The sequence below is a fragment of the Kitasatospora sp. NPDC127121 genome (genome assembly GCF_042677305.1).
Taxonomy (GTDB): Bacteria; Actinomycetota; Actinomycetes; order Streptomycetales; family Streptomycetaceae; genus Kitasatospora.
In genome coordinates, this window is record NZ_JBHXTQ010000052.1 from 1 (window position 1) to 24,793 (window position 24,793).

A 24,793-nucleotide genomic window follows, 5' to 3' on the forward strand; every position below is an offset into this window, starting at 1 on the left:
GGCCTGCACCATGAGGTGCAGGCCGCCGCCGTTGGCGCGAGACTGGCGGGCAGACAAGGGAGGGCACCGATGTTGACCGATACGTCGACCAGCGCCGGCAGGGCGATCCTGCTTCACGACCGGCACCCCACGCTGGAAGAACTCGCCGACACAGCACACCTGTTGGCCGCCAGGCACCCGGAACTCTGCCGCGTGCGCACCGCCGGAACCTCCCGCGCCGGCCAGCCGCTGGTGCTCCTGACGATCGGCCGCGCCACCGCCACCGACAGCGTGCTGATCGTGACGGGTGCGCACGCCGACGAGTTCTCCGGCCGCGCCGGCATCGTGGAACTGGCCCACCGGGTCCTCGCGCAGCCGTCTCTGCACGAGGCGGTGACCTGGAACTTTCTGCTCTGCCTCGACCCCGACGGGGCACGCCTCGCAGAGGTCGGCGCCGGCACCCGAAGCCTGCCCGAGTACTTCGAGCACTACTTCCGCCCCGCCGCCGAGGAACAGCCCGAGTGGGCGCCGGCGATCGGCGGGAGACTGCCCGAGAGCCGGATCCTCCTCGACCTGATCGACGACCTCCGGCCGTCCCTCCAGTTCTCCCTCCACAGCGCCGACGTCGGCGGGACCTTCCTCCAGTCGACCTGCGATCTGGCCGGCCTCGCCGAGCCGTTCGCAAAATCCGCCGCCGGACTCGGGATCCCGGTCGAGACCGGCCCCTACGACGCCTTCTGGCTGCGCGAAGCGGGCCCGGGCGTCTTCATGATGGCGCCGCACCACATCGACCAGCAGGAAAGCAGCACCGGAATGCTGGCGCCACCTCACGCCGACCAGCCTCACGCCAGCCAGCCTCACCCCGACCAACCTCACGCCGACCAACCCCAACCTCACCCCGACCAGCATCAGGAGACAGGAGGCGTCCGCGCCACCACCTGGTTCGCCCCCCAGCGCTACGGCGGCGAGACGGTCATCGTCGAGACGCCGGTCTGGGCCAGCGCCCACCTCGGGGACGCCCGCCCGGCCGACGACCCCTACGCGCGCCTGACCGCCTGCGCCGGCCAGGTCCGGGAGCGCGGACGCCTGGTCACCGACCTGATGGACGAAGTTCTGCCCCACCTGGACGACACCGCCCTGCTCCGGGCCGCGCACACGCCGCTGACGGCATCGCGGCAACTGGCCCACGAATGGGACCCGCAGGCCGCCGGACAGCGCCTCCTCCACCCGAGGCCCATGACGGAGGCGAGACTCGCCGGCATCGAACTGTGGGCCCACCGGATCCCGGTCCGCGCGGCCGCGCTGCTCCGCCGCGCCGCCGAGGCGGCCAAGGCACCCACCACACCGGCCACCGCCCGACTCGACCACCTCCTCCAGGACTGGTGCGCCCAGTACCAGCAGCGCTTCCAGCCGCTCTGGCTGCCCGTCGCCCGCCAGGCAGAGCACCAGGCGAACACCGTCCAGGCCGCCGTGGAGCTCAGCCGTCCGACGAGGCCCGGCTTTCGGCGCGACCGGTAGAGCGCTCCGCAAAAACCCGTTTGGTGGGCGAGGTGACCGCTGCTATGTTTTCGGAGGCCGTGCGAGAGAACGAGGAGGTGGTACCCGTGAACGCAGTATTCACATGGGTGCTCTCCTCCGGGGTCACGGTCGGGCGATAGGTCGTCCGGGAGCGCCGTATCTGAGCCCTCCCGAAAGGCACGACCATGCACTTCACTTCTGAACAGCGTTTCGACGACGGTGTCCTCGAGCGCGAGTTCACCCTCGGCGAGATCCCCGGCATCCTGTGGACGCCCGGATCCGTATCCGCGCCGGCGCCGCTGATCCTGCTCGGCCACCCTCCCCTCGGACTGCGCAGGATGTACCCCCGACTGGTGGCCCGGGCCCGGCACGCCGCGGCGGATGGCTTCGCCACGGCCACCATCGAGCTCCCCGGAAGCGGCGACCGGCCTCGTTGGCCCGCCGTGGAGCAGGCCCGCGCTGACCTGCGCCGGGCGATGGAGGCTGGCGAGCCGGTCGGCGACGAGATCGTCGACGCCCTCGTCCTCCCGCTGGTCGACAAGGCGGTCCCGGAATGGCAGGCCGCCCTGGACGCCCTCCTCGCGCTGCCTGACATCGGCGGCCCGGTCGCGTACTCGGGGGGAGTGATCTCCATCGGCGTCCGGCTGGCGGTGGTCGAGCCGCGCATCTCGGCCGCCGTTCTGTTCGCCGGAAGCTTCGTGCCTCGCTCCATGTTCGAGGAGGCCCGGCAGGTCACCATTCCGCTGCATGTCCTGCTGCAGTGGGACGACGAAGGGAACGACCGGCAGGCGGCCCTGGACCTGTTCGACGCCTTCGGCTCGAAGGAGAAGTCCCTGCACGCCAACATGGGCGGGCACACCGGCGTCCCGCAGTTCGCCGGGGACGCCGCGGCCCAGTTCTTCACCCGACACCTGAGGTGAGGCCGGGCCGTCAGACCGGCGGCTGACGGTAGCTGATGTCGGCCGGCCTGCCACTCGTCGACGGCAGGTCCCGGCCGTCTACAGATCTCTGCACCGTGGGCCCCTGCCGAACTCTCGGCAGGGGCCCGTGCTGCCCGAAGTCAGAACTGTTCCATTTCTGCAGAGCTTCGAGTGCTGCCCGAACTCGTGTACAGGTGCTGTCGGTTCTCGTGGACAGAGCCACCCAACGCCTGTCGCGTGGCGGCGCCGAGGGCTGTGAGGGGGTCCGGGGAGGCGTGGGCGGTGCGCCAGGCGATCACGTGGTCGGGACGGACCAGCAGGGCGCCGTGGTCGCCGATGCCGCAGGTGTCGGCGGGCCGTTCCGTTGCCGGGGCGATCCGGCGGGGCAGAAGTGCCGTGTCGAGGAAGGCGTTGTGCGGATCCAGCTCGCGTGCGGCCCGGATCCAGGGGTGTCCTTCGGGTCCGGCGAGGACCAGGTAGCGGCCGGCGCGGACCAGGTCGAGCGTGGAGCGGGGCCGGTCCGTGCCGGGGAGGGGCAGGGGCAGGGGCAGGGGCAGGTGCGGCAGCCGGGTGCCGGGCTCGCCGTGCCAGCGTTCCGGCTCGTCGGCCGCCGGGTGGGCGGCGGCCGGGCCGTCGCCGGGCATGGGGTAGCGGTAGCCGATGGCCACTGCCGCCTCGCTGAGCAGCGGGCGGTCCTCGATCGGGGCCCGGGCGCGGTCGCGGGCGCGTAGGAGTGCCTGGTCCACGGTGATCCGGCCCACCGCGCGGCGCTCGGTTTCGTAGTCGTCCAGCAGCCGCGGGTCGGCGTGGCCGCGCAGGACCGAGACGAGTTTGGTGGTGAGGTTCCAGGTCATCGACCTCGTCCTCGACGGTGCGGCGCCCGCGCCGAGCTGAGGAGAAGAGCGGACCGGACTGCGGCCTCCGCCACGCCGGCACCGCCTCCACGTGCGCACTGGCGCGTCCGTCCGCCGCCACGCCGCTCACCGGCATCGGGTGCTGCCGGGCCCGGGTGGGGCATTGCACGCCAACTTCCTTGCTGTCATCCTCGGTTGGCCGTATCGGTCCCGGCGGTCGGTCGGGCAGGCTCTGCGCGGCGGGCGCGGCTTCGTGGCGGGGGCGGCGGGCGCGGCTTCGTGGCGGGGGCGGCGAGCGCAGCAGCAACAACGGGGGGTAGCGGTCGTGGTGCGTGCGCGGGGAGGCGGCGTGTGGGGTGTGGCGGTGCGAGCGGTGGCGGGGATGCTGGCGGTGGCGTTCCTGACCGGGGCGGTGTGGCTGGCCTGGTGGCTGAGCGCGGAGCGGATGGGCGCGGCCATGGGGCTGGGCCCGCCGGACGGCGTGGTGCTGGTGGACCGCTGTTACGAGGTGTCCGACAGCGAGGGCAACAGCGACGGCACCAACTGCCAGGGGCGGTTCACGCCGGCCGGCGCCTCCGCGGGCGAGGCCCGCCCGATCGTGGTGAACGGCACGACCGGCAAGCACCGGGCCGGCACCCGGCTCCCGGTGCGGCTGGTGCGAGGCGTGGCCTACGAGCCGTCGTCGTCGCCCGCCGTGAAGTACGGCGCCGGCGCGGGCGTGGTCCTCGTACTGGGCGTCGTGCCGGCCGGCTGGCTGCTCGTCGGAGTCCGGCGTGGTGAGGCCCCGGAGGTCATGACCCTGGTGGTCGGCCTCTTCATCGGGCTTGCGGCCGTGGCGGCCCTGGGCATCGTCGTCGGCTTGCTCGCAGGCCTCGTCGAACTGGCGCTCTGAGCGGAGCCGGGCCGTCGACGTGGTGCTCACCTGGTGATGTCGCCGTCCGGCACGTCCCGGACGGTGACCTCCTTGCCCTGTCGGCCCAGGATCTTGGCCACCACGTCACCGATCCCCTTCGCGTCGCCCGTCGGCTCGGGGACCGACCCGTCGGTGTACCGCTCGATGGCCTTCCGAAGGTACGAGGGGTTCCAGGCCCCGACGGCCCCGCTGACGTCGACGGCCGCCACCCGTCGGCCACCGACGGCACGCCTGATGGCCGGCAGGACCTCGTCCGAGTAGTACTTCCCCGGGACCTGGAACAGGCTGACATGGCCGCCGACCTTGCCGCCGTCCCGCAGGTAGACGGTGACGACCAGGCAACTGGTCACCGACGGATAGGTGATCGTCCCGTGCGGACCCACCTCGCCGACCTCGCCCTCCGTGATCGAGAGGGTGGTCGCGGGCGCACCGGCCTGCTGGACCCCGGCTACCGGGCCGGACACAGTGCCGAGCCCGGTGAGGTCCTCGGTCCCGGCAGCCTTGCCGAACGCGGCCCTGACGGCGCTGACGGCGCTGACGGCCCTGACGGAGCCGACGGAGTCGACCGCCTCGGTGGGTGCCGGGCCGCGTGCCGTCGCCCCATCGCCCCCGCCTGCCGCGCAGGCCGCCGACACCAGTACCGCGCCGACGGCCAGCCCGACCCTTCCCACGCACCGCCCGGACACCACGAACTTCATGACTCCACACCCCACGAATCCGGTCTACACACACCCGCGCACACACGCGGCGACACATGCTCCCGAGTGCGAACGATCTCGTCAACCCGACACCCGACGGCCCCCTGACGGGGTCACCGGCGCCGGTCGTGTGGCCGCCGGTAGCGGTCGCCGTGGTCGGCCCGTCCGGGGGAGGGGGAGTCGGCTCCGATCGTCGCCGGGTCAGGCGTTGGAGGAGTCGGTGATCCACCGCAGGACGTCCTCGGCGACCTCCACCGGGGCACGGCCGGAGCTGGTGAAGGCCGTGGGGACGAGTTCGCGCAGTTCGTCGGCGTCCTGGAGGGCTTCCTCGACCTGCTCCGCGCTCCAGCCGCGGGCGGCCAAACGGACGCGGCGGTCGTGGTCCGCGCAGTCCAGCCGCGCCCAGACGACCTCCGGGGCGTCCGGCACATCGGCCGCGGCGGCCTCCCACTCGGCCGGGGTGAGGGGGCAGGACACCAGGACGGGCCCGCCTCCTCGCGCGAGCATGCCCGCGATCCGCACCCACAGGCGGTTGTAGTCGGGCCAGACCCCGGACGCGTCCGGGGAGGTGATGTCGATACCGAGCAACCGACCGTCCTCGTCGGGCAGTTCGTCGAAGTCGACCACCGTGACGGGCCGTTCCCGCAGCCGGCCCAGAAGTGTCGACTTGCCCGCCCCCGGTGCCCCGGTGATCAACCGCACCACAGACCTGACCATGCCGATTCCAGCCCCGCTTCCGTCGATGACCGGCACCCCGGATCCTGAGTGCCCAACCGACCATAGCGGGACACCTGTCCTTCGTCCCCCAGGATCCGGCCGCAAGCCGCGCTCCGGTGCCGCAACATCCGGGTTCTGTCCGCGAGTTCGCGTTGATCCGGCGACGAACCGGCCGAGGGCAGACCACCGATCGGGCTGCGGGCCCCGGTCCGGCGGGCTCTCGCCACGCGAACTCCATCTGGCGCCGGTTCGGCCCCGAGGCTGACCACGCTCTCGCCGCCGACTGGACCGGCTGCTCGCGGCTGGCGAGCTTATTGGAAGTACTTCCAGGCACCGCACGAGGAGAGGCTGCCGTTCCAGTTGCAGATCCGGGCCTGCTTGATGGGGTACTTGAAGGTTTTCGCCTTGGGTCCCATAGCGATCATGAAGATGCCGGTGTGTTCGCCGCTGGAAAGATAGAGGTCCAGGGCAGCTCCGATTCCGTCGTCGCTGTCGTCCGTGATCGTTCCGATCGCGCCTTCCACGTAGGCGTAGTCGCACAGGCCTCGGTCGCAGCTCGACCAGCCGGTCCCGGCGGCGCTGGCCGGGCTGGCGGTCAGGAGTGCTGTTGCTGCGAGGATGGGTACCACTGTTCCCACCAGTCGCTTGATCATTCGATGCTCCTTCTCGTGTGATTTCTGTTCAGAGACCCAGTGGCGGCTGCTACGGGGTTTGTGGTGCGGGTTTCCTTTGCTTGACGGGCCGTTGATCCATCGATCGACAGTTGGGAGACCTCCTTGGAGGCTCCTGGCCGAATGGCGGGTCCGCGCAGAAGAGCGCATCGTTGAACGAGCGATCTCTGGATGCAAAACTCGCGGACCCGCCATCGACCGAGCTGCCTACAAGGCCGCCATCAGCATCGACATGCTCACCACCAGCCCTTGACGGCCCTGGCGCCGGTGGAGACTCCACAGTGCAGCCTGTTTGATTGTCCATCTACAAGAACCCGGCCGAAGGCCAGGTGGGCGGCGGACAACCCGGTTTGGCCGCGGACAGGACAAGGTGGCTTGGGGTGGCTGGTGTTGGACGTCCGCAGGGGCGGCTCTCGGCGGCCTTCGGCGAAACGGACTCCCATGCGTCCCGGGAAGATCGCGGCACTCGGCTCGGCAGTCCGCGCACGGAACCGCCGACCCCTTCCGTTCGGCCGCAGCCGCAGCCGCAGCCGCAGCCGCAGCCGCAGCCGGCTCCCACCACGTCGGCGTCTGCGCGGCCCGGCGGGCGGCGGGCTGCTCCGGACGGGACCCGGGCAGTAACCTCAGCCGGTGCGGCGCGTTGGGGGAGGCGTGCCACAGTCTGCATCCACCCCCAGCTCCAGCAACGCCACCGCCGTTCCGGCCGGCAAACCCCAGGCGCTGCCCTTCCTCCTGACACCCCAGCAAGGCGCGGCGGCGCGCACGCTGCTGAGCTACGTGGCCGCCCTGCCACTGCCGGATCCCGGCCAGCAGCTCCTGGCCGTCGTGGTGGCGATCCGGGCCGCACGCGGCGGCACCGGCAACCTCACCGGTACCGACCTGTCCGCCCTGCGGCTGGGTGATCCCCGCGAAGTGGTCGATGCCCTCCGCGGCCTGGGCTGGCTGATGGGCGACACGATTTTCAGCAGCGACCCGGTCGCACCTGCGACGCCGGTCACCGTTCCGGATCTGGCCCGCGAGGCCGACCACCCCCTGCCGTTCGGAAAGGCCGTGCGCTCGCGCGTATCCGGGTGGACCACACGGGCCTTGTCGGCCAAGCCGGTCCGCAAACTCCCGCCGGCCGCCCGGCTGGCGGCCCTGTTCGCCGCCGCACACAGCACCTCCACGCTCCTCGGACAGATCCCGCCCGACCTTCCCGAAGCCTGCCGGGCCGCTCTGCCGGACCTTCTGGCCAAGGGCTTCCTCGCCGAACTCGCGGACGGGCGCTACCGCCTGGATCCCCAGGTGGGCCACCTCGCGGGCATGCGTCCGCCCACCGCCCAGGAGAAGGCGGCAGACCCCGAAGCCGGCACCGGCACCAGCACGACCGTGACTCCGGGCTTCGACTTCAACGCCGCCGCGTGGACGCAGTGGAAGGACGCGGCCACGCCCGCCCTGCGGCGGCACGCGGAGAGCGTCGAGTACTGCGCCCTGTGCGCGCTGGGCCCGGAACGGGTCGCGATGGCCTTCACGCTGCCCCCGCCCCGACCGTCACAGCAGCCTTCCCTGGACGGCAGGAGCCAGACCGCGTACAAGCGGTGGAAGGACGCGCACCCGGACCGCGGGCCGCAGGCCGCGCAGTTCACGGTGGCCTTCCGTGCCGAGCACGGACACGGCCCGTCGTTCAGACAGCTCTGCAAGGGGCTGGGCTCGCGCCCCGACCTGCGCGAGGTGAACCTCTTCATCGTGCACCGTCTCGTGGCGAACGGATGGCTCACCAGCACTGACCAGGTGCCATGGACCCTCCGCCCGGGCCCGACCGCCCAAGACCAGGGCATCACCCTTCCCCAACGCCGCAGCCCCGAGACGACCGTCCCCGCAGCCCGCCCCTGACCGTCCCCACCGACGGCCGCGGCCGAGCACAGACGAAGTGCCGCGAAGGCTCGCCTCGATGAGGAAGGCCTCGGCTGCCGCCGGAACGCAAGTCACCGCCGGACTCCAGGAGTCGGCAATGCAGGCAGGCCAGCCGGCCGGCGTACCCACACCGGCCGGACGATGGCCAGCCGGCAGGGACCGTCGCGTTCACGAACGTCCCGAGGCGCGCACTGGGCGCCCGAGCCCGCCCAAGCCGCCAACTCCCCGGCAACCAAAGGCATCACGGCGCCCCCGGTACCGCCGCTGCTCCGCCTCACGGACACGCCGCGCCTCAACGCCGGCGGCCCGGTCAGGGCGACCAGCCGCCGTCGGCCCGGCTGTGGGCGTGGGCGTAGGTGTGGCTGGGGGCGTGGGCGTGGCTGTGGGTGTGGCTGTGGGGGAAACGCTCCGCCGGCCGGTGTGAGGTGCGGGCCGGCCGGCGGAGGAGGGTGATCAGGCCTGCGAGCGGCGGCGCGAGGCGACGACCGCGCCGGCGCCCAGCACGACGGCCGCGCCGGCGGCGGCGGCGAGCTGCCCGAGCGGGGCGGTCGTGCCGGTGGCGGCCAGCGAGCCACCGGCGGTGCTCCGACCGTCCGTGGTGGTGGCGGCGGTCGTCGTGCCAGTGGTCGTCGTCCCGGTGGTGGCCGAGGCGGGCGCGACAGCGGCGTCGGGGGTCACGGCGGTGACCGCCTGGGTGGTGCCGGAGCCGCCCCGCGAGGTCTCCGTAGCGGTCTTCGTCGCGGTCTCGGCAGTGTTCTCGGCGGTGGTCTTCGCGGCGGCCTGGTCCTTGGCCCGGGCGGTGAACTGGCCCTCCTGCAGGAAGGTCCGGACGTCCTCGATGCCGCCGTTGAGCGCGGCGAGGCCGGCCTTGCGGACCTCGGGCCCCCCGGCCTCGATGAGCTGCGAGACGTGGATCCGGTCGTCGCCCGCCCGCAGCGGCTCCAACTGCTCCTTCAGGAAGTGCTCGACGTCCGCCGCGCTGCCGGCGAGCGCCTTCTCGGCCGCCTCCCGGACGTGGTGGCCGGTGCCCGCGTCGGCGAGGATGTCCTGCACCTTGGCGCGGTTCTCGTCCTCGGCCCGGGCGACGTACTGGCCGGTCTTCAGGAAGGCGCGGACGTCCTCGATGGTGCCGGACATCGCGGCGTTGGCGGCCTTCTTCACCGCCGGGCCGCCGCGGGACATGATCTGGCTGAGCAGGACCCGGTCGTCGTGCTCGGCGGCCGTCTTCAGCCCCGTGTTGAGGAAGCGCTCGACATCCGCGGCGGTTCCCGCCAGTGCCTGCTGGGCGCCCTCGCGCACACCTGGTCCGCTGTTCGGGTCGTCGAGGAGCTGCTGCACCTTGGCGCGGTTCTCGTCCTCGGCCCGGGCCGTGTACTGGCCGACGTTCAGGTAGGCGCGGAACACGTCGAGGTCGTTCGAGCCGAACGCGGTGTTGGCGGCCTTCTTGACGGCCGGGCCGGCGGCGTTCATGGTCCACAGGATCGCGATCCGCGCGTCGTCCCGGCGAATCCTGTCCGCCTCCACCGCGAGGAAGCGCGCCCGGTCCGCGGGGGTGCCGGCGAGGGCCTGGCCCGCGTGCTCGCGCAGGTAGTCGCTCGGAGCCGTGAGCAGGTAGTCGTTCGGGTAGACGAGCAGCCTCTCGATCGCTGCCCGGTTCTCCTCGTCCGCCTTGGTCTCGGCCGGGTCGGTCTGCCCCTGCCCCGCCGGGACGGTGTCGGCGAACGCCGGGGCGGCGCCCAGGGCGACGGGTGCGGCGGCTGCGGCAAGGAGGACGGCAGCGAGCGAATGACGGATCTTCAACGGTCCCTCGGGATCTGAAACACGGGTGGGCCCGCCGCGGCTTCACGACGGTCGGCCGAGTGATCGTATAGCAACGGCACCCCCCGCAGGCGAACACATTTCCGTCACGTCCCACACCCCGGCTTCCTCGTGCACCGCCTGGTCACACCAGCCGGGAGAGCTACCCGGCGCCCCCGTCCCTGGCTCAGCCCTCGTACGCGCGGGCGGCAGCGTCGAGGCGGGCGGTCAGCGCCCGGGCGACGGTGCCCAGGGCGTGATGCGGCCACAGGTGCTCGGTACTGGTCACCGCCGCCCGGGTGCCCAGCAGGTCGGCGCGGGGCGCGATGCGTCGTCGCACCGGTTCTCGCCGGGAGTCCTCGACCGGCGCCCGCCCGCTGCGAGCAACACGGCCAGGCCCACGCGAGTTGGCCGGAACCCCTGGCGAACGGCATGCGCGCTACGGTAAGCATTCTCTCAACTACGTACTGTGGGAACCTGCTTGTGCTGACGGCCGTACGGCCGCGGCCCGTGAAGGAGGTACACCGGGATGACCCGATCGCCATCGACAGCCCCGACCTCGACTGGCGTCGCCGGCAGAACCTCCTGACCTACACCCAGGTCGCGGTGCCCGACGATGTCGCCGCTGCCGTGGCCCGCTACCTCGGCGCCTTCGGCCTGGTCTTCGGCGCCTTCGACTTCGCCGTCGACACCGCCGGGTGCTGGAACTTCTTCGAGTGCAACCCGAACGGTCAGTGGGCGTGGTTCCCGCCGCCGATGACCGACCTGATCGCCGAGGCCCTGGCCGACCGACTCCAGAGAGGCACCAACCCGTGAGCACCCCCGCCGAACTGCGCGCCGCCCTCGTCGACCGGCTCACCGCCGACGGCGCCCTCACCGATCCGGCCTGGCGCGCGGCCGCGGCCGCCGTGCCGCGCGAGACCTTCGTCCCCGAGTACTTCCTGCCCGTGCCCGCCAGCGCGCCCACAGCCTACGTTCCAGTCCTGTGCGACAACCCCGGCCGCCTGGAGGGGGTCTACCGCGACCAGACGCTGGTCACCCAGCTCGACGGCCATCTGAGCCCCTCCGACGTCCAGGGGCCGGTGGCCGGTGCCCCCTCGTCCTCCTCCACCCTCCCCTCCCTCGTGCTGGGGATGTGGCAACAGCTCGACGTCGAGGCCGGCCACCGTGTGCTGGAGATCGGCACCGGCACCGGCTACTCCACCGCCCTCGGCGCCCACCGCCTCGGGGAACAGAACGTCGTGAGCGTCGAAGTCGACCCGGAAATCGGGGCGCGGGCGGCGGAGGCGGTCAAAGCCGCGGGCTACTCTCCCACCCTCGTCATCGGCGACGGCCTCGCCGGGTACGCCGACGGCGGACCGTACGACCGGCTGATCGCGACCTGCTCGATCCGCCACCTCCCCCTCCCGTGGCTCCACCAGGTCAGGCCCGGCGGAAGGATCCTCGCCACCTTCACCGGGTGGAGCTTCGCCTTCGGCCTCGCACTCCTCACCGTCACCGGGCCCGGCCGCGCGAGCGGCCGCTTCCTGCCCGGCTACGTCAACTTCATGGTCGCCCGGCCGCACGACCGGCCCCCGCGCCAGCCCGTCACCCTGCTCTCCGGCGACGCACGGCCCAGCGAGATCGACCCGGCGATCCTGGGTGACTGGACCGGCAAGTGGGTCGCCCAACTCGCCGCCCCCTCCGCCGAGATCATCGGCGCCGGAGACCAGCAGATCCTCGTGGACTTCGCCACCGGCTCCCACGCCCGCACCACGCCGAACCCCGACGGCGGCTGGACCGTCACCCAGCGCGGGCCCCTGCGCCTGTGGGACCAGGCCGAGGCCGCCATCCGGGCCTGGCAGCAACACGGCGCCCCCCACCAGGAGGGCTTCGGCATCACGGTCGACGGCGACGGCCAGCGCGTGTGGATCGGCACCGAAGAAGGCCCCACCTGGAACCTGCCCATCTGACCGGCGGCCGGGGCCGAGCCCCGCCGAGGCTTCGGCTGCTCACGGCACCTCGGCGCGCGAGTCCGGGTACCGTCCCAGGACGACAGGAGGAGCAGCACCCACCCACCGCAGGACCTCGTGGACATCCTGGCGGATGGAGAACGAGCTCAGTTCGGGCAGATGCCGCGGGTGTAGTCGACCGTGGCGGCGGCCTGCGAGTAGTGCCACTCGGGTGCCAGCAGGTTCGTGTCGAGCTGGGCGGCCGCGTTCGGGTTCTCCACCAGGTAGCCGAAGTCCTGCAGCCAGGCGGGGTAGAGGTTCTTCGATCCGACGAAGAACGCCGAGCCGTCGACCGCGACGACCTTGTGGTGCAGTGCGAACGGGTGGCCGTCGGTCCAGGTCGCGGTCGGCGCCGCGCGGAAGGAGGCGAGCTGGAGGTTCCGGCACATGGTGGCCTTCGCGCCGGACGCGTCGCCGGTCCGGGCCGCCAGCCGGGCCTGGAGCGCGTCGCTGATCTCCGCGAGGGATTTGATCTGCGAGTAGCCGCCGCTGCCGACCGTGCCGCGGTTGGCCGGGTCGCTCACCACGATGCGCACCTTCACGTTGGCGGCGAGCTTGGCGGCGAGCAGGTCGTAGAGGCGCAGGTCGTAGCGCGGCAGCGGCGGGCAGGTGCCGTTCAGGTCCTGCTGGGAGATCTCGATGTGGCTGGTGGCGCCGGCCACCAGGGCCCGGAGCGCGCTCTCCTCGGGGTTGACCGTCTCGTAGTCGCGGTCGCCGTTGGTGTTGTCGTGCAGGGCGACCAGGCCGCACTTGGCGTCGGCGGCGGCCGGCAGGTCCGGCTGGTAGGTGGAGGCCGGGTCCACGTTCCGGATGCCGACGCCCAGGCCGCCGATCGCGATCACCGGCAGGTTGCCGGTGGCCGGCACCGGGCCGGGGTTGGCGTCCTTCTCCAGGTTCGGCAGGCAGGGCGCGCCGTTACTGGAGGCGAACCAGGCACTCGACAGCACTCCGGTGTTCTTGCAGGTCCAGCCCCACAGGGTGTCGAGGTAGGAGCCGGCCGAGGCGGCGGCGGGGCCGGTCAACGCGAGGTCGACGTCGGACACCGGGTGGGTGGTGTCGAGGTAGTCGTCCTTCCAGTTGTTGATGCCGCCGGTGATCACGCTGCGGCCGTCCACCACCAGCAGCTTGGAGTGGTTCCAGGACAGGGCGGTCTTCGAGGTGGTCATCGAGGCGACGTTGAGCGTGACGCCGGCGGCGGCCGGGCCGAGCCGGGCCAGCAGGTCGTCTCGGTAACTGGTCGGCAGCGCGGTGATGTTGTAGAGCGGGGCGGCTCCCACCAGGACCCGTACGGTCAGCTTGTTGCCCGCCGCCACCGAGGCCTTGAGGCCCGCGACGATCGCGTCCTGGAACGCGCCGTTGGGGAACGGCGCGAGGGTGGAGATGTCGACGGTGCGGGTCGCGCCGGCGATGTTCGCCGTCATCTTGGCCAGCAGCTTCTCGCTGCCGGTCCGGTCGGTGCAGTTCGGGTCGCCCCAGCAGTTCGGGGTCTGCAGCAGCCAGCCGGCCGGGTCACCGGCGGGGGCGTCCAGGTTGTTGCCGCCGGTGCGCTGCCAGACCGTTCCCTCCAGGCCGGGCGAGACCTGACGCAGCGTCTGCTCGACGGCGTCCAGGTGCGGGGTGTCGGTGGCCGCGGGCGCCGCGGGGGCGGGTATCTGCGTGTCGGCGGAGGCGGAGGCGGAGGCGAAGGCGGGGGCGGCGGGCAGTGCTGCCAGCGCCGTGCCGAGGGTGAGAGCGGCGGTGAGCGTGGTGCGGGCGGCGCGGCCGAGGTGGCGGGACGGGTGACGGAGCACGGGTAATCCTTCAAGAAGTGGCAATGTTCACCTGAAAGGCCCCTTAAAAATACCTGATAGTAACTTGAGGATGCGTCAGGGGCCTGTCGGGATCCGCCCGCTGGGACTGACGGCCCGGCTGTGACCGGGCTCGGCTGATGGGCCGGGCGTGACGGATCTGCGGGCGCGTGGGCACCAGGCGCCTCCTCCTGTGCCGAGGGCGTCCGCCGTCGGCGGGTGTCCGGAGACGGGGAGAAATTTCTTTCCGATCGCCTGCAACCCCTGGCCGGGCTCCACGTCTATGACAGTGAGAAGCGGGGCCGTGGTCGCCCCCCGGCCGCACACAAACCTGCTGCGGCCCGCTCGCCATCAGTCATTCAGCCATCAGTCATCAGCGCGCTGCTGCGGCCTGCCCGCAGAACGGTTTCAGGGGAGAACTGTGTCCACCATCGTTCATGTTCGTCGTACCCGTCGTGCCATCGTCGTCGCCGCTGCCCTCGGCGTAGCCGCAGTCTGCGGATCGGTCGTGGCCGCCGCCCCGGTGGCCTTCGCGGGGGAGCCGTCGCACACCTCGCTCTCCGTCCAGGCCCCGGCCTCGGTCGGATTCGCCGGTGGGCCGGTCGAGTTCACCGAGGACATCACCAACTCGGGCCAGGAGAGCACCGGTTACCACCTGGAGTTGCAGACCGTCACCGACGTCGGAACGCCGCCGGACGCGATCGTCATCGACTACAGGGACCCGGCCGACGGTACGTGGAAGTCGGTGCCGCTGGGGATGACCCGTACCTCCGGAGGCGTCGTGTACGACGGGACGGTGCTCGGGCTCACCGTCCCGGCCGGGCGGACCCTCAGGGTCGACCTGCGGATCGGCGCGCCGATGGGCCTGCCCCACGACGGCGCCACCAACGGCGGCTTCCGGTCCATCGCCCTGCATTCCGCCGTCGTCGTCGACCCCCACGAGCCGGCGCAGGCCGAGGTGACCAGCACGATCAAGGTCACCTCGATCACGAGCTCGCTCGACCACGTTCCCGCCACCGCCGTCGCGGGCGGCGCGCCGGTCGAGTTCGACGCCACCCTCGACAACCCCACGCCGTCCGACTACACCAACCTCGGCAACGTCCTGTTCGTGGACCGGTACGCGACCGTGCAGGTGCGTACGGCGGACGGGGCCTGGCGGACGCTGGACAAGGTGGCCGGAATCGCGCCCGACGACCCCTACGGCGTGTACCTCCAGGGCCGTGACTCCGGCCTCCGGTCGGGTGGCAAGGTCGTCGCCCGGGTGCGGGTGTCGTACGACGCGAAGACTCCGGCGGGCACCACCACGCTCGGCTCGTGCGTGTTCGTCAACGAGGGCCTGCCGTTCCGGGGGACCACGAAGTGCGCTGCCCACTCGACGATTCAGGTCCTGCCCGCCGCCACGAAGGCGCCCGAGCCGAGCCCGTCCTCCTCCTCCTCGGCCCCGTCCTCTTCCTCGGCCCCATCGGCCTCCTCTGCCCCGTCGGCCCCGGTGTCCTCGGCCCCGGCCGGCGCCGCCGTGCCGGTCTCCGCGTCCTCCCCGAGCGCCCCGGCTCCGGCGGACCCGTCCACCACCTCCACCGCGCCGTCCACCCCGCAGGCCCGCGTCGCCGACGCCGCGCAGCCTGCCGCGCCGTCATCCGTCCAGCTTGCCTCCACCGGGGCCGACCACACCGCGGGCCTCGCCGTCGGCGGTCTTGCCCTGACGGCCGCCGGGGCTGGCGCCCTATGGCTGCGCCGGGTGCTGCGCCGGGCCTGAGCGCGCACGGGGAAGCCGAACGCGAAGGAGCCCGCCACCCTCCCCAGGTGGCGGGCTCCAGCCGTGGGCGGCACGTCGGGCGCGCGGTGTCAGCGCCGGCGCGCGGATGCGGGTGCTGACTACGGGTACGGGAGCTCGCCGAGTGGGGCGTGCGGCTGCTTCCCCGGCCCGCAGGGGCGAGCCCTCCCACGGCCCCGTGCGGACGAGTTCACCCGGACGCTGCGACGAGGATGGCGCCGGGCCGGGGCGCCGGGACGCAGAGTAGATAGTCCGATAATCATGGCGCAAAGGGGACGTGGCAGTGTGCGCAAGAGCCGGAGCGGGCCTCAGACTGGGATCCGTCCTGGGCGGCCTGATGCTGACGGCGTGTTCGACCCCCGCCCCGCATGCCGTGGACGGCAGCGGCGGGGAGCCTCGCGGCAGTGCGGTGGTCATCGCGGCTGACCAGGCGCCCGGGCAGGCAGCCGTGCCGGGTGATGCGTCGGGTGATGCGGCCGATCCGGGGTCCGGGCCGGCCGGCGTTCGGGGCAGTGCGTTGATCGTCGCGGTCGATCAGGCGTCCCGGCAGGTTCTCGTCCTGGACGGCGAGACGGCGCGGGAGGCCGGACCCGAGGCCGGACCCGAGGCCGACCGGTTGCCGGTGGTGTGGTCGTGGACCGCTGACGGCGACGATCGGCTGGCCGACCTGGAGCCGGCCCGCAGCTGGGCCAGGCCCACCGAGGCCAGGGACGTGGTGCTCGACGGTGAAGGATCCCTCCTGGTCACCGCCTCGGGCGGCTTGGCAGCCCTGGTCGACACGGCGACCGGCACGCCGATCTGGGCCACGGACCTCGGCACTTCCGTCAACCCCCACAGCGCGGAGCTCCTACCGGACGGCAACGTCGCCGTGGTCGCCAGCACCGCCGGATGGGTGCGGCTGTACGCGGCCTCGGAGGGGCCTCGCAGCACCACCTATACCGAGCAGGAACTCGACGGGGCCCACGCCGTGCAGTGGGACGAGGGCGCGGACCTGCTCTGGGTGCTCGGGGACGACACCCTGCTGGCCCTTCGGGTCGGTGGCACGCCCGACATCCCGTCCCTCACCCCCGAACGCAGCATCCCCCTTCCGGAAGTCGGGGGACACGACCTCGCACCTGTGCGCTCCGCGCCGGGGACGTTCTGGCTCAGCACCGGCGACCGCCTGTGGCGCTACGACTCACACCTCGACCGCTTCGAAGCCGTCGGGCTGGGCGCGGAGGACTCAGCCCGCGGGATCAAGAGCGTGGGCAGTGAGCCCGCTACCGGTCGCCTGCTCACCATCACGCCCGATCACGCGGGGCCCTGCTCCTGGTGCACCTCCGCCGTCACCTTCCACCATCCCGACGGGACGCTCGCCCTGACCGGAACCGAGCTGTACAAGGCCCGCTGGTGGACCACACCGCTGCCAGGTCCGGGCCCGACGAACCGACCCCGGTAGCGCGGTCCTCCGGCAGCCGCCATCCACGCCGAGCTGCACCACCGCGACGCCGGTCCCGGCAAACCGACCGGCCTCGGCGGCCGCCCCGCCATGATGGTGCCGTTGAAGGTGAGGCGGTCGAGGACGGCCGCGCACTTCTGCGACCACCACGTACTGGAGATGCTGATGCCTGCCCCCGGGCCGACGACCAACGCCCCGCCGGTGAACGGGATACCGCCCGGGCGTCCGTTCTCGTGGCGATTCGTCACCCCGTTGTTCGTCGGTTCGGCGCTCAACCCGATCAACAGCTCGCTGATCGCCACGGCCCTCGTACCGATCGCCCACGGACTCGGCGTGTCGATCGGGCGGACCGCCGCCCTGGTCACGGCCCTGTACCTGGCCAGCGCGATCGCCCAGCCCACCGCAGGCAAGGCCGCCGAGGTGTTCGGCCCACGACGGGTGTTCCTGGCCGGAATCGGACTCGTCATCGTCGGAGGACTCATGGGCGGCGCCGCCCACAGCCTTCCGACCCTCCTGATCAGTCGAGTACTGCTCGGGTTGGGCACCTCGTGCGCCTATCCGACGGCCATGCTGCTGATCCGCCGCCGCGCCGAGGACGCCGGTCTGGACAAGCCGCCGGGCGGAGTGCTGGGCGGCCTGCAGATCGCCGGCATCGCGACCGCCTCCCTCGGGCTGCCCCTGGGCGGTGTCCTGGTGGCCGTGCTGGGCTGGCGTTCCGTGTTCTTCATCAACGTTCCGGTCGCACTCGTCGCGCTGGTCACGACATTGGCCTGGGTCCCACCCGACAGCCGACCCGACAGCCGACCCGACAGCCCATCCGACAGCCGACCGGACAGCCCACCGGACCGCAGCCGACGCGCCCGTGACGTCGCGGCCGGCCTGGATGTCATCGGCATCGCCGGGTTCGCCGCCGCGATGATCGCGCTGCTGCTGTTCCTGTTCGCCCTGCCCGACGCCCGCTGGTACTTGCTGGCGATCTCCGCCGTGCTGTGGATCGCCCTGGTGCTGTGGGAGCTGCGGGCCAGGACCCCGTTCCTCGACTTGCGCCTGCTCGCCGGCAACCGGGCCCTGACCAGTACTTATCTTCGCTACGGCCTGGTCCTGTTCTGCGCGTACGTCGTGCTCTACGGCGTCACTCAGTGGGCCCAGAGCGTCCGGGGCCTGTCCGAGACCGAAGCCGGACTGCTCCTGTTGCCCATGACGCTCGTGTCCGGTCTGGTGATCTCGCTCGTCTCCCGGCGCAACCGGGTGCGCGGACCGGTCGTAGCAGCGGCCCTGGCCTGCCTCATCGGCTCCGCCGGCGTACTGCTGCTCAGCGCCTCGGGCTGGATCGGATGGGTCGTGGTGGTCACTCTCGTCTTCGGCGTCGCCATGGGCACGTCCGGCGCGGGCAACCAGATCGCCCTCTACGACCACGCCCCCGCCGAACAACTCGGCACCGCCTCCGGCCTGCTGCGCACCTTCGGCTACCTCGGCTCGATCGCCGCTTCCGCAACCACCGGCATCGTCTTCCGCATCCGCGTCTCCGACCCCGGCATGCACCTCATCGCCTGGATCATGGTCGGCGTCGGCGTCGTCCTGGTCCTGACGACCCTCGCCGACCGCACCCTGCGTACCCGGCCCGCCCCCTGACACGCCTCCGCGAGGGCACCCCCCCGCGAATGTGAACGGGGGAGCGGGTTCAACGCCTCTTTGCTGCGGGGGTGTTTCGTTCCCATGTCCATATGCCCAGATCACTGGCGTCGCGCACCAGTCGTGCACAGACTCACATCTGCACGATCGTGCACTCGACTCTCACCCCAGGAAGTTCTACGGGCATGCGTACCCCCCCCAGACCCGGCGTTCCCCAGGCGCACCCGCCGCACCTGGTGGGGAGGTGCCGTCCGTGCTCCGGTACGTGACACGCAGGGCGGCGGGCTGGTTCCTGGTGATCGCCATGGCCACCAACGCCACGTACTTCCTCGCCAGTTGGTTCCTCGACCCGCGCTCGAACTTCAAGGAACTGCGCCCGGTCCGCACCGAGGAGCAGATATCCCGGGCCCTGGCCCCCTACAACCTCGACCCGCACGAGCCGCTGCTCCACCGCTGGTGGGACTGGCTGACCAGCGTGGTCCTGCACTTCGACTGGGGCCGCTCCCCGGTCGGGGTCCAGGTGAACGGGGAGATCGGCTACCGCTCCCTCGTCAGCGCCGAACTGGTGATCGGCGCGACGGTCCTGTCGGTCGTCGTCGGTGTCGCCCTCGCGGTCCACACCGCCTCGCACCAGTACGGCTGGAGGGACCGGGCCGCCCAGGCCCTCTCCATGGCGCTGTTCAACGTCCCGGTGTCCATCGCCGCCCTCGCCCTGGTGCTGCTGGCCATCCAGCTGAACGAGCAGGCCGGTTGGCACTTCCTGTACGTCGCGGGGGAGAACTCGCCCGGCGTGGAAGGGTTCTGGGCGACGGCCGGTGACCGGCTGCTGCACCTGATCCTGCCGACGCTGACGCTCACCCTGACGGGGTACGTGGGCTACCACCTCACCCAGCGCTCCCTGCTGCTGGACGTCATCGGCTCCGACTTCGTGCGCACCGCCCGGGCCACCGGGCTCACCCGGGCCCAGGCGATCCGCCGGCACGCCCTGCGCACCGCCCTGATCCCCACCGCACAGTCCGTGGCCTTCAGCATCCCGGCCGTCTTCACCGGCGCGGTCCTCACCGAGACGATCTTCGGCTGGAACGGCATGGGCCAGTACTTCATCCAGACCATCAGCAAGAACGACGTGCACGGCACCGTGGCGACCGCCGCCTTCGCCGCCGCCCTGACCGCGATCGGCGCGATCCTCGCGGACATCGCCACCGTTCTCCTCGACCCGAGAGTGCGGGTGAGCTGAGATGGGCACCCCTGTGAGTCCCGACGCGACCTCCGAAGACGTACTCGCCACCGCACCCGCGCGAGCCACCGATCCGCCGCCCACCGGGCACGACGGGCACTACCTGGGCCGGCGCCGTCTCTACCTGCGGCGCTTCCTGCGCAACCGGATCGCCGTCGCCGGCGTGGTGATCTTCCTGCTGCTCGTGCTGTTCAGCGCGCTCGGCGACCTGTTCACCCCGTACGGCTACGCGGACGCCGACTTCTCGGCACTGACCCAGGCCCCCGGCGCCGAGCACTGGTTCGGCACCAACCAGGGCGGCAACGACGTCTACGCCGCCGCCGTGCACGGCCTCCAGCGCTCGCTGGTGATCGCGGTGAGCGTGTCCGTGCTGACCGTCGCCATCGCCGCGGTCGTGGGCGCGGGCGCGGCCTACTTCGGGGGCCGGGTGGAGAAGGCCACCCTCGCCGTCGTCCACTTCCTGCTGATCGTGCCCTCCTTCCTCATCCTCGCCCTGGTCTCGCACCGGCTGGCGGGCGACTGGCGGGTCCTCATCCTCGTGCTGACGGTGTTCGGCTGGATGTCCACCGCGCGCGTGGTCTGGTCGGTGTCGACGTCCCTGCGCGAGCGCGACTACGTGCGCGCCGCGGAGTTCATGGGCGTGCGCCCCCTGCGCATCGTGGTGCGCCACATCATCCCGAACCTGGGCTCCCTGCTCATCGTCAACCTCACCCTGGGCGTGGTCTCCACCGTGCTCAGCGAGACCGCGCTGTCCTTCCTGGGCTTCGGCGTGCAGACCCCGGACGTGTCGCTGGGCACGATGCTCGCCGACGGCGCGGGCACCATCACCAGCGCCCCCTGGCTCTTCGCCTTCCCCGCCGGGCTGACCGTCCTGCTCACCGTCTCGATGACCTTCGTCGGCGACGGCCTGCGCGACGCCCTCGACCCCACGTCCACCACCGCCGCGGCAGGAGGCCGACGATGACCCTCGCACCCGACCGCCGCACCGGGCCCGTGGCCGGCTCCCCGGCCGGGCCCACCGAGCCCGCACCCGTCCTGTCCGTACGCGACCTGAGCGTCTCCTTCCCCTCCGAGGCCGGACCGGTGGAGGCCGTGCGCGGCATCGGCTTCGATCTGCTGCCCGGGCGCACCCTGGGCATCGTCGGCGAGTCCGGCTCGGGCAAGTCCGCCACCGCCCTCGCCGTCATGGGCCTGCTGCCGCCCACCGCGCGCCTCGGCGGCCGGATCCTGCTGGGCGGCCGCGACCTGGCGGCGATGGACGACAAGGGCCTCTCCCGGGTGCGCGGCAAGGACATCGGCATGGTCTTCCAGGACCCGATGTCCGCGCTCACGCCCATCTTCAGCGTCGGCCGGCTGCTCTCCCAGGCCCTGCGCGTGCACCGGGAACTGTCGAAGAAGGACGCGTGGGAGCAGGCGGTGGAACTGCTCGACCTGGTCGGCATCCCCGACCCGCGCGAACGCGCCAAGTCGTTCCCGCACGAGTTCTCCGGCGGCATGCGCCAACGTGTCGTCATCGCCCTGGCCATCGCCAACAAGCCCTCGGTCCTCGTCGCCGACGAGCCCACCACGGCGCTCGACGTCACCGTCCAGGCGCAGATCCTCGACGTGCTGCGCCTGGCCCAGCGCGAGACCGGCGCCGGCCTCGTCCTGATCACCCACGACCTGGGCGTGGTGGCGGGCCACGCCGACGACGTCGCCGTCATGTACGCCGGACGGATCGTCGAGCACGCGAGCGTCGACGAGCTCTTCCGCCGTCCCACGATGCCCTACACCGCCCGGCTGCTGGCCAGCATCCCCACCGTGGACAGCGGCGTCGAACGGCCCCTGATCCCGGTCGGCGGCGAGCCGCCCTCCCTGGTCGGCCTGCCCGGCGGCTGCCCCTTCGCGCCCCGCTGCGCGGTGGCCCTGGACGTGTGCCGGACCACCGAACCGGCCCTGACCGAACCGGCCCTGACCGCACCGGCCTTGACCGCACCGGGCGGGCAGCACGGACACGTCGGACACGTCGGACACGTCGCCTGCCACCGTGCGCAGGAGATCGCCGACGGAACCCTCGACCCGGCCGGGCGCGCCGCTGCCGTGCCGCCGGCCCGCGCCGGAGAGCGGACCGCGGGCGAGGTGGTCCTGCGCGTGGAGGACCTGGTCAAGACCTTCCCCGTCACCAAGGGGGCCCTCCTCAAGCGCCGGGTGGGAACCCTGCACGCGGTCAACCACGTCAGCTTCGAACTGCGCGCGGGCGAGACCCTGGGCCTGGTGGGGGAGTCCGGCAGCGGCAAGACCACCACGCTGCGCGAGGTGCTGCGGCTGCGCGCCCCCGAGGGCGGCCGCATCGAAGTGGCCGGCACCGACGTCGCCACGCTGCGGTCGGCGGCCCAGGTGCGCGAGCTGCGGCGCGACGTCCAGATCGTCCTCCAGGACCCGACGGACGCCCTGGACCCCCGCCTGACCGTCTTCGACCTGCTGGCCGAACCGCTCCAGGCCGCCGGTGCCGACCGGACGGCCATCCGGTCCCGGGTCACCCGTCTCCTGGACCTGGTGGGCCTGGACCGCACCATGGGCGACCGCTTCCCCGCCGCCCTGTCCGGCGGCCAGCGCCAGCGCGTCGGCATCGCCCGGGCCCTGGCCCGCGAGCCGAAGATCCTGGCCCTGGACGAGCCGCTGTCCGCGCTGGACGTCTCCGTGCAGGCCGAGATCATCAACCTGCTCGCCCGGCTGAAGCGCGAACTGGGCCTGGCGTACCTGCTGGTGGCCCACGACCTGGCCGTGGTGCGCTACGTCTCCGACCGCATCGCGGTGATGTACCTCGGACACATCGTCGAGTCCGGTGCCACCGAGGAGATCTTCGCCCGGCCCCGGCACCCGTACACCCAGGCCCTGCTGTCGGCGATCCCGGTGCCCGACCCGGAGCGCGAGCGCCACCGCGAGCGCATCGTCCTCGCGGGCGAGCAGCCCAGTGCCACCCGGCTGCCGGAGGGCTGTGTGTTCGTCGACCGCTGCCCGCTGTACCGGGAGGCCGACGAGAGCGTACGGACCCGCTGCCGCACCGAGCGGCCGGCGACCGTCGGCGCCCCGGACGGCTCCGACCACCAGTACGCCTGCCACGCGGTCTGACACCCGCCCTGCCCCGCCCCGCCCCCTTCTCACCGATTCCAACCAAGGACATCCCATGCGCCGGAAGCTCGCCCTGCCCCTCGCGCTCGCCGCGGCCGTCGCGGTCGCCGCCACCGCGTGCTCCTCCTCGTCCCCCGCCGGCGGACCCTCCGGCGGATCCTCCGGGCCGAACGCCACGAACGCCACGAACGCCGCCAAGGCCGCGTCCTCGGTCACCGACTACAACCCCCAGCCGTACGAGAACATCAGGGACGGCGGCACCTACACCACCGCGGGCACCTTCGACGAGCAGGGCAACCCCTTCAACGTCAACGGCACCCTGAACGCCTCGCGGATCTGGGCCTGGTACAATGCCCGCGCCATCACCTACTCGCCAACCGGCGAGGTCCAGTACAACCCGGACTACTACAGCGACGTGAAGGTCTCCGTCGAGGGCGGCGACCAGAAGGTCGTCATCACCCTCAACCCCAAGGCCGTCTTCAACGACGGCACCCCCATCGACTGGCGGGCCATCGAGGCCACCTGGAAGGCCGACAACGGCTCGGACAAGGACTACGCGGCCTCCTCCACCGACGGCTACGACCGCATCACCTCCGTCACCCGGGGCGCCGACGACAAGCAGGCGGTCATCGCCTTCAAGGGCGTCAACGCCTCCTGGTCCGCGCTGTTCACCACCTTCCTGCACCCCCAGGCCGCCACCGTCGACAACTTCAACAAGGCGTACGTCAAGACGGCCCACCCCGAATGGGGCACCGGACCGTACACCGTGGGCACCTGGGACGACCACTCCGGCAACATCACCTTCGTGCGCAACCCCAACTGGTGGGGCCGGCCGGGCAAGCTCGACAAGCGCGTCTACGTCAACCTGGAGAGCGCCGCCTCGATCAACGCCTTCAAGAACGGCGAACTCGACTACGCCCCCGTCGGGACCGCAGAGAACCTCAAGCAGGTGAAGACGGTCAAGGACGCCGAGATCCGCAGCGGCGGCAGCCCCTTCGAGTACGCGCTGTACCTCAACGCCAAGTCCCCGTTCCTCGGCGACGTCCAGGTCCGCAAGGCGGTGCAGGAGAGCATCGACCGTCCGCAGATAACGAAGATCCGGTTCCAGGGCCTCGACTACACGGAGCCGCTGCCTGGCTCGGCGGTGCTCTACAGCTTCCAGCAGGGCTACCAGGACAACGTCGCCGCTGTCCTGAAGTACGACCCGCAGGAGGCGCGGAAGACCCTGGACGCGGCCGGCTGGAAGCCCGGAGCCGACGGCATCCGCGCCAAGGACGGCAAGCAACTCGAACTCGGCTACACCCTGCTCGGCGACGACCCCATCGAGAAGGCCACCGCCGGAGCGTTCACCGCGATGCTCAAGGCCGTCGGCGTGAAGGTGAACGTCAACAAGGTCTCCGAGAACGACTTCTCCAAGGTGCTCAGCGACCGCCGCTTCGACCTGTTCATCTCCGGCAACCGCTCGACGGACCCCTTCGGCGCGCGTTACCTGTGCGACTTCTACTGCTCGGACCGCGACTCCAACATCACCGGAACCGGCACTCCCGAGCTGGACAAGGAGATCCGCGCCACCGGCGAGATCGCCGACCTCGGCCAGCAGATCGCGGCCGTCAACAAGGTCGAGCAGAAGGCCCTCCAGCAGTACGCCTTCCTGCCGCTCTACAGCGGCCCCTCCACCTACGGCATCAGGAAGGGCCTCGCCAACGTCGGTGCCACCATCTTCTACAGCCCGCTGCCCGAGACCATCGGCTGGCAGAAGTAGCACCACTGCCCCGGCGATCTCGCGGGCCGAGCGGCTGCATGATCCTTGCTGTCGTGGGTATCGTTTGAGTCAGCAGTCGTGGATCCGAAGTACCGCAGCAT

At 71.9% G+C, this 24,793-nt stretch carries 20 protein-coding genes; 13 read left to right on the plus strand and 7 right to left on the minus strand.

Annotated features, from left to right (window positions below):
* Positions 1 to 69 precede the first annotated feature (69 nt).
* The gene (locus tag ACFVHI_RS24085; RefSeq protein WP_380342542.1) at positions 70 to 1,497 is read left to right on the plus strand and encodes a M14 family zinc carboxypeptidase; all 1,428 of its coding nucleotides are present in this window, start codon (positions 70 to 72) and stop codon (positions 1,495 to 1,497) included.
* A gap of 185 nt (positions 1,498 to 1,682) precedes the next feature.
* Complete coding sequence (locus tag ACFVHI_RS24090; protein ID WP_380342544.1) at positions 1,683 to 2,417, plus strand: alpha/beta hydrolase; 735 nt, start codon at positions 1,683 to 1,685, stop codon at positions 2,415 to 2,417.
* A 140-nt stretch (positions 2,418 to 2,557) separates the two neighbouring features.
* On the opposite strand, the gene ACFVHI_RS24095 is transcribed toward ACFVHI_RS24090, so the two are convergent.
* Positions 2,558 to 3,271 carry an FAD-dependent monooxygenase gene (locus ACFVHI_RS24095; protein ID WP_380342547.1) on the minus strand — a complete coding sequence of 238 codons (714 nt, stop codon included), beginning with the start codon at positions 3,269 to 3,271 and terminating at the stop codon, positions 2,558 to 2,560.
* Positions 3,272 to 3,629: 358 nt separating this feature from the next.
* Here ACFVHI_RS24095 and ACFVHI_RS24100 point away from each other — a divergent pair, with 358 nt between their 5' ends.
* The gene (locus ACFVHI_RS24100) at positions 3,630 to 4,163 is read left to right on the plus strand and encodes a hypothetical protein (RefSeq protein WP_380342550.1); all 534 of its coding nucleotides are present in this window, start codon (positions 3,630 to 3,632) and stop codon (positions 4,161 to 4,163) included.
* A 26-nt stretch (positions 4,164 to 4,189) separates the two neighbouring features.
* On the opposite strand, the gene ACFVHI_RS24105 is transcribed toward ACFVHI_RS24100, so the two are convergent.
* From ACFVHI_RS24105 to ACFVHI_RS24115, 3 genes are all read right to left on the minus strand, one after another.
* Complete coding sequence (locus ACFVHI_RS24105) at positions 4,190 to 4,882, minus strand: hypothetical protein (RefSeq protein WP_380342552.1); 693 nt, start codon at positions 4,880 to 4,882, stop codon at positions 4,190 to 4,192.
* A 201-nt stretch (positions 4,883 to 5,083) separates the two neighbouring features.
* Positions 5,084 to 5,599, minus strand: a complete 516-nt coding sequence (locus ACFVHI_RS24110) for an AAA family ATPase (protein ID WP_380342555.1) — start codon at positions 5,597 to 5,599, stop codon at positions 5,084 to 5,086.
* Between the two features lie 311 nt (positions 5,600 to 5,910).
* Positions 5,911 to 6,252, minus strand: a complete 342-nt coding sequence (locus ACFVHI_RS24115) for a hypothetical protein (protein WP_380342558.1) — start codon at positions 6,250 to 6,252, stop codon at positions 5,911 to 5,913.
* Positions 6,253 to 6,921: 669 nt separating this feature from the next.
* On the opposite strand from ACFVHI_RS24115, the gene ACFVHI_RS24120 reads away from it, so the two are divergent.
* Entirely contained in the window at positions 6,922 to 8,142 is a 1,221-nt protein-coding gene (locus tag ACFVHI_RS24120) for a hypothetical protein (RefSeq protein ID WP_380342560.1), read from the plus strand.
* Between the two features lie 474 nt (positions 8,143 to 8,616).
* Here ACFVHI_RS24120 and ACFVHI_RS24125 read toward each other — a convergent pair whose 3' ends face one another.
* Positions 8,617 to 9,963 carry an ALF repeat-containing protein gene (locus ACFVHI_RS24125; protein WP_380342562.1) on the minus strand — a complete coding sequence of 449 codons (1,347 nt, stop codon included), beginning with the start codon at positions 9,961 to 9,963 and terminating at the stop codon, positions 8,617 to 8,619.
* Positions 9,964 to 10,147: 184 nt separating this feature from the next.
* Positions 10,148 to 10,300, minus strand: coding sequence for a hypothetical protein (locus ACFVHI_RS24130; RefSeq protein ID WP_380342565.1), 153 nt, complete (start codon positions 10,298 to 10,300; stop codon positions 10,148 to 10,150).
* Positions 10,301 to 10,470: 170 nt separating this feature from the next.
* On the opposite strand from ACFVHI_RS24130, the gene ACFVHI_RS24135 reads away from it, so the two are divergent.
* Positions 10,471 to 10,776, plus strand: a complete 306-nt coding sequence (locus tag ACFVHI_RS24135) for a hypothetical protein (RefSeq protein ID WP_159398732.1) — start codon at positions 10,471 to 10,473, stop codon at positions 10,774 to 10,776.
* Entirely contained in the window at positions 10,773 to 11,912 is a 1,140-nt protein-coding gene (gene tgmC, locus ACFVHI_RS24140) for an ATP-grasp peptide maturase system methyltransferase (protein ID WP_380342567.1), read from the plus strand. Before ACFVHI_RS24135 ends, tgmC begins: the two co-directional genes overlap by 4 nt.
* A 146-nt stretch (positions 11,913 to 12,058) precedes the next feature.
* On the opposite strand, the gene ACFVHI_RS24145 is transcribed toward tgmC, so the two are convergent.
* Positions 12,059 to 13,741, minus strand: coding sequence for a phospholipase (locus ACFVHI_RS24145; protein ID WP_380342570.1), 1,683 nt, complete (start codon positions 13,739 to 13,741; stop codon positions 12,059 to 12,061).
* A gap of 418 nt (positions 13,742 to 14,159) precedes the next feature.
* Here ACFVHI_RS24145 and ACFVHI_RS24150 point away from each other — a divergent pair, with 418 nt between their 5' ends.
* The 7 genes from ACFVHI_RS24150 (at position 14,160) to ACFVHI_RS24180 (ending at position 24,692) form a co-directional block, all read left to right on the plus strand.
* On the plus strand, positions 14,160 to 15,494 hold the full coding sequence (locus ACFVHI_RS24150; RefSeq protein ID WP_380342573.1) for a hypothetical protein: 1,335 nt from the start codon (positions 14,160 to 14,162) through the stop codon (positions 15,492 to 15,494).
* Positions 15,495 to 16,029: 535 nt separating this feature from the next.
* Positions 16,030 to 16,950 carry a DUF6528 family protein gene (locus ACFVHI_RS24155; RefSeq protein ID WP_063352632.1) on the plus strand — a complete coding sequence of 307 codons (921 nt, stop codon included), beginning with the start codon at positions 16,030 to 16,032 and terminating at the stop codon, positions 16,948 to 16,950.
* 108 nt (positions 16,951 to 17,058) lie between these two features.
* Complete coding sequence (locus ACFVHI_RS24160) at positions 17,059 to 18,582, plus strand: MFS transporter (RefSeq protein ID WP_244293864.1); 1,524 nt, start codon at positions 17,059 to 17,061, stop codon at positions 18,580 to 18,582.
* Positions 18,583 to 18,835: 253 nt separating this feature from the next.
* The gene (locus ACFVHI_RS24165) at positions 18,836 to 19,819 is read left to right on the plus strand and encodes an ABC transporter permease (RefSeq protein ID WP_063352825.1); all 984 of its coding nucleotides are present in this window, start codon (positions 18,836 to 18,838) and stop codon (positions 19,817 to 19,819) included.
* A gap of 1 nt (position 19,820) precedes the next feature.
* On the plus strand, positions 19,821 to 20,783 hold the full coding sequence (locus tag ACFVHI_RS24170; RefSeq protein ID WP_167745915.1) for an ABC transporter permease: 963 nt from the start codon (positions 19,821 to 19,823) through the stop codon (positions 20,781 to 20,783).
* Positions 20,780 to 22,930, plus strand: coding sequence for an ABC transporter ATP-binding protein (locus tag ACFVHI_RS24175; protein ID WP_079136577.1), 2,151 nt, complete (start codon positions 20,780 to 20,782; stop codon positions 22,928 to 22,930). The genes ACFVHI_RS24170 and ACFVHI_RS24175 overlap by 4 nt, the downstream gene beginning before the upstream one ends.
* A gap of 55 nt (positions 22,931 to 22,985) precedes the next feature.
* Positions 22,986 to 24,692: an ABC transporter family substrate-binding protein gene (locus ACFVHI_RS24180; protein ID WP_208869259.1), complete on the plus strand. Its 1,707-nt coding sequence runs from the start codon at positions 22,986 to 22,988 to the stop codon at positions 24,690 to 24,692.
* The last annotated feature ends 101 nt before the right edge of the window (positions 24,693 to 24,793 follow it).

Coding starts and splice junctions, on each gene's coding strand:
- ACFVHI_RS24180 (WP_208869259.1), top strand. CDS start 22,986: ATGCGCCGGAAGCTCGCCCTGCCCCTCGCGCTCGCCGCGGCCGTCGCG.
- ACFVHI_RS24090 (WP_380342544.1), top strand. CDS start 1,683: ATGCACTTCACTTCTGAACAGCGTTTCGACGACGGTGTCCTCGAGCGC.
- ACFVHI_RS24175 (WP_079136577.1), top strand. CDS start 20,780: ATGACCCTCGCACCCGACCGCCGCACCGGGCCCGTGGCCGGCTCCCCG.
- ACFVHI_RS24095 (WP_380342547.1), bottom strand. CDS start 3,271: ATGACCTGGAACCTCACCACCAAACTCGTCTCGGTCCTGCGCGGCCAC.
- ACFVHI_RS24115 (WP_380342558.1), bottom strand. CDS start 6,252: ATGATCAAGCGACTGGTGGGAACAGTGGTACCCATCCTCGCAGCAACA.
- ACFVHI_RS24105 (WP_380342552.1), bottom strand. CDS start 4,882: ATGAAGTTCGTGGTGTCCGGGCGGTGCGTGGGAAGGGTCGGGCTGGCC.
- ACFVHI_RS24085 (WP_380342542.1), top strand. CDS start 70: ATGTTGACCGATACGTCGACCAGCGCCGGCAGGGCGATCCTGCTTCAC.
- ACFVHI_RS24170 (WP_167745915.1), top strand. CDS start 19,821: ATGGGCACCCCTGTGAGTCCCGACGCGACCTCCGAAGACGTACTCGCC.
- ACFVHI_RS24110 (WP_380342555.1), bottom strand. CDS start 5,599: ATGGTCAGGTCTGTGGTGCGGTTGATCACCGGGGCACCGGGGGCGGGC.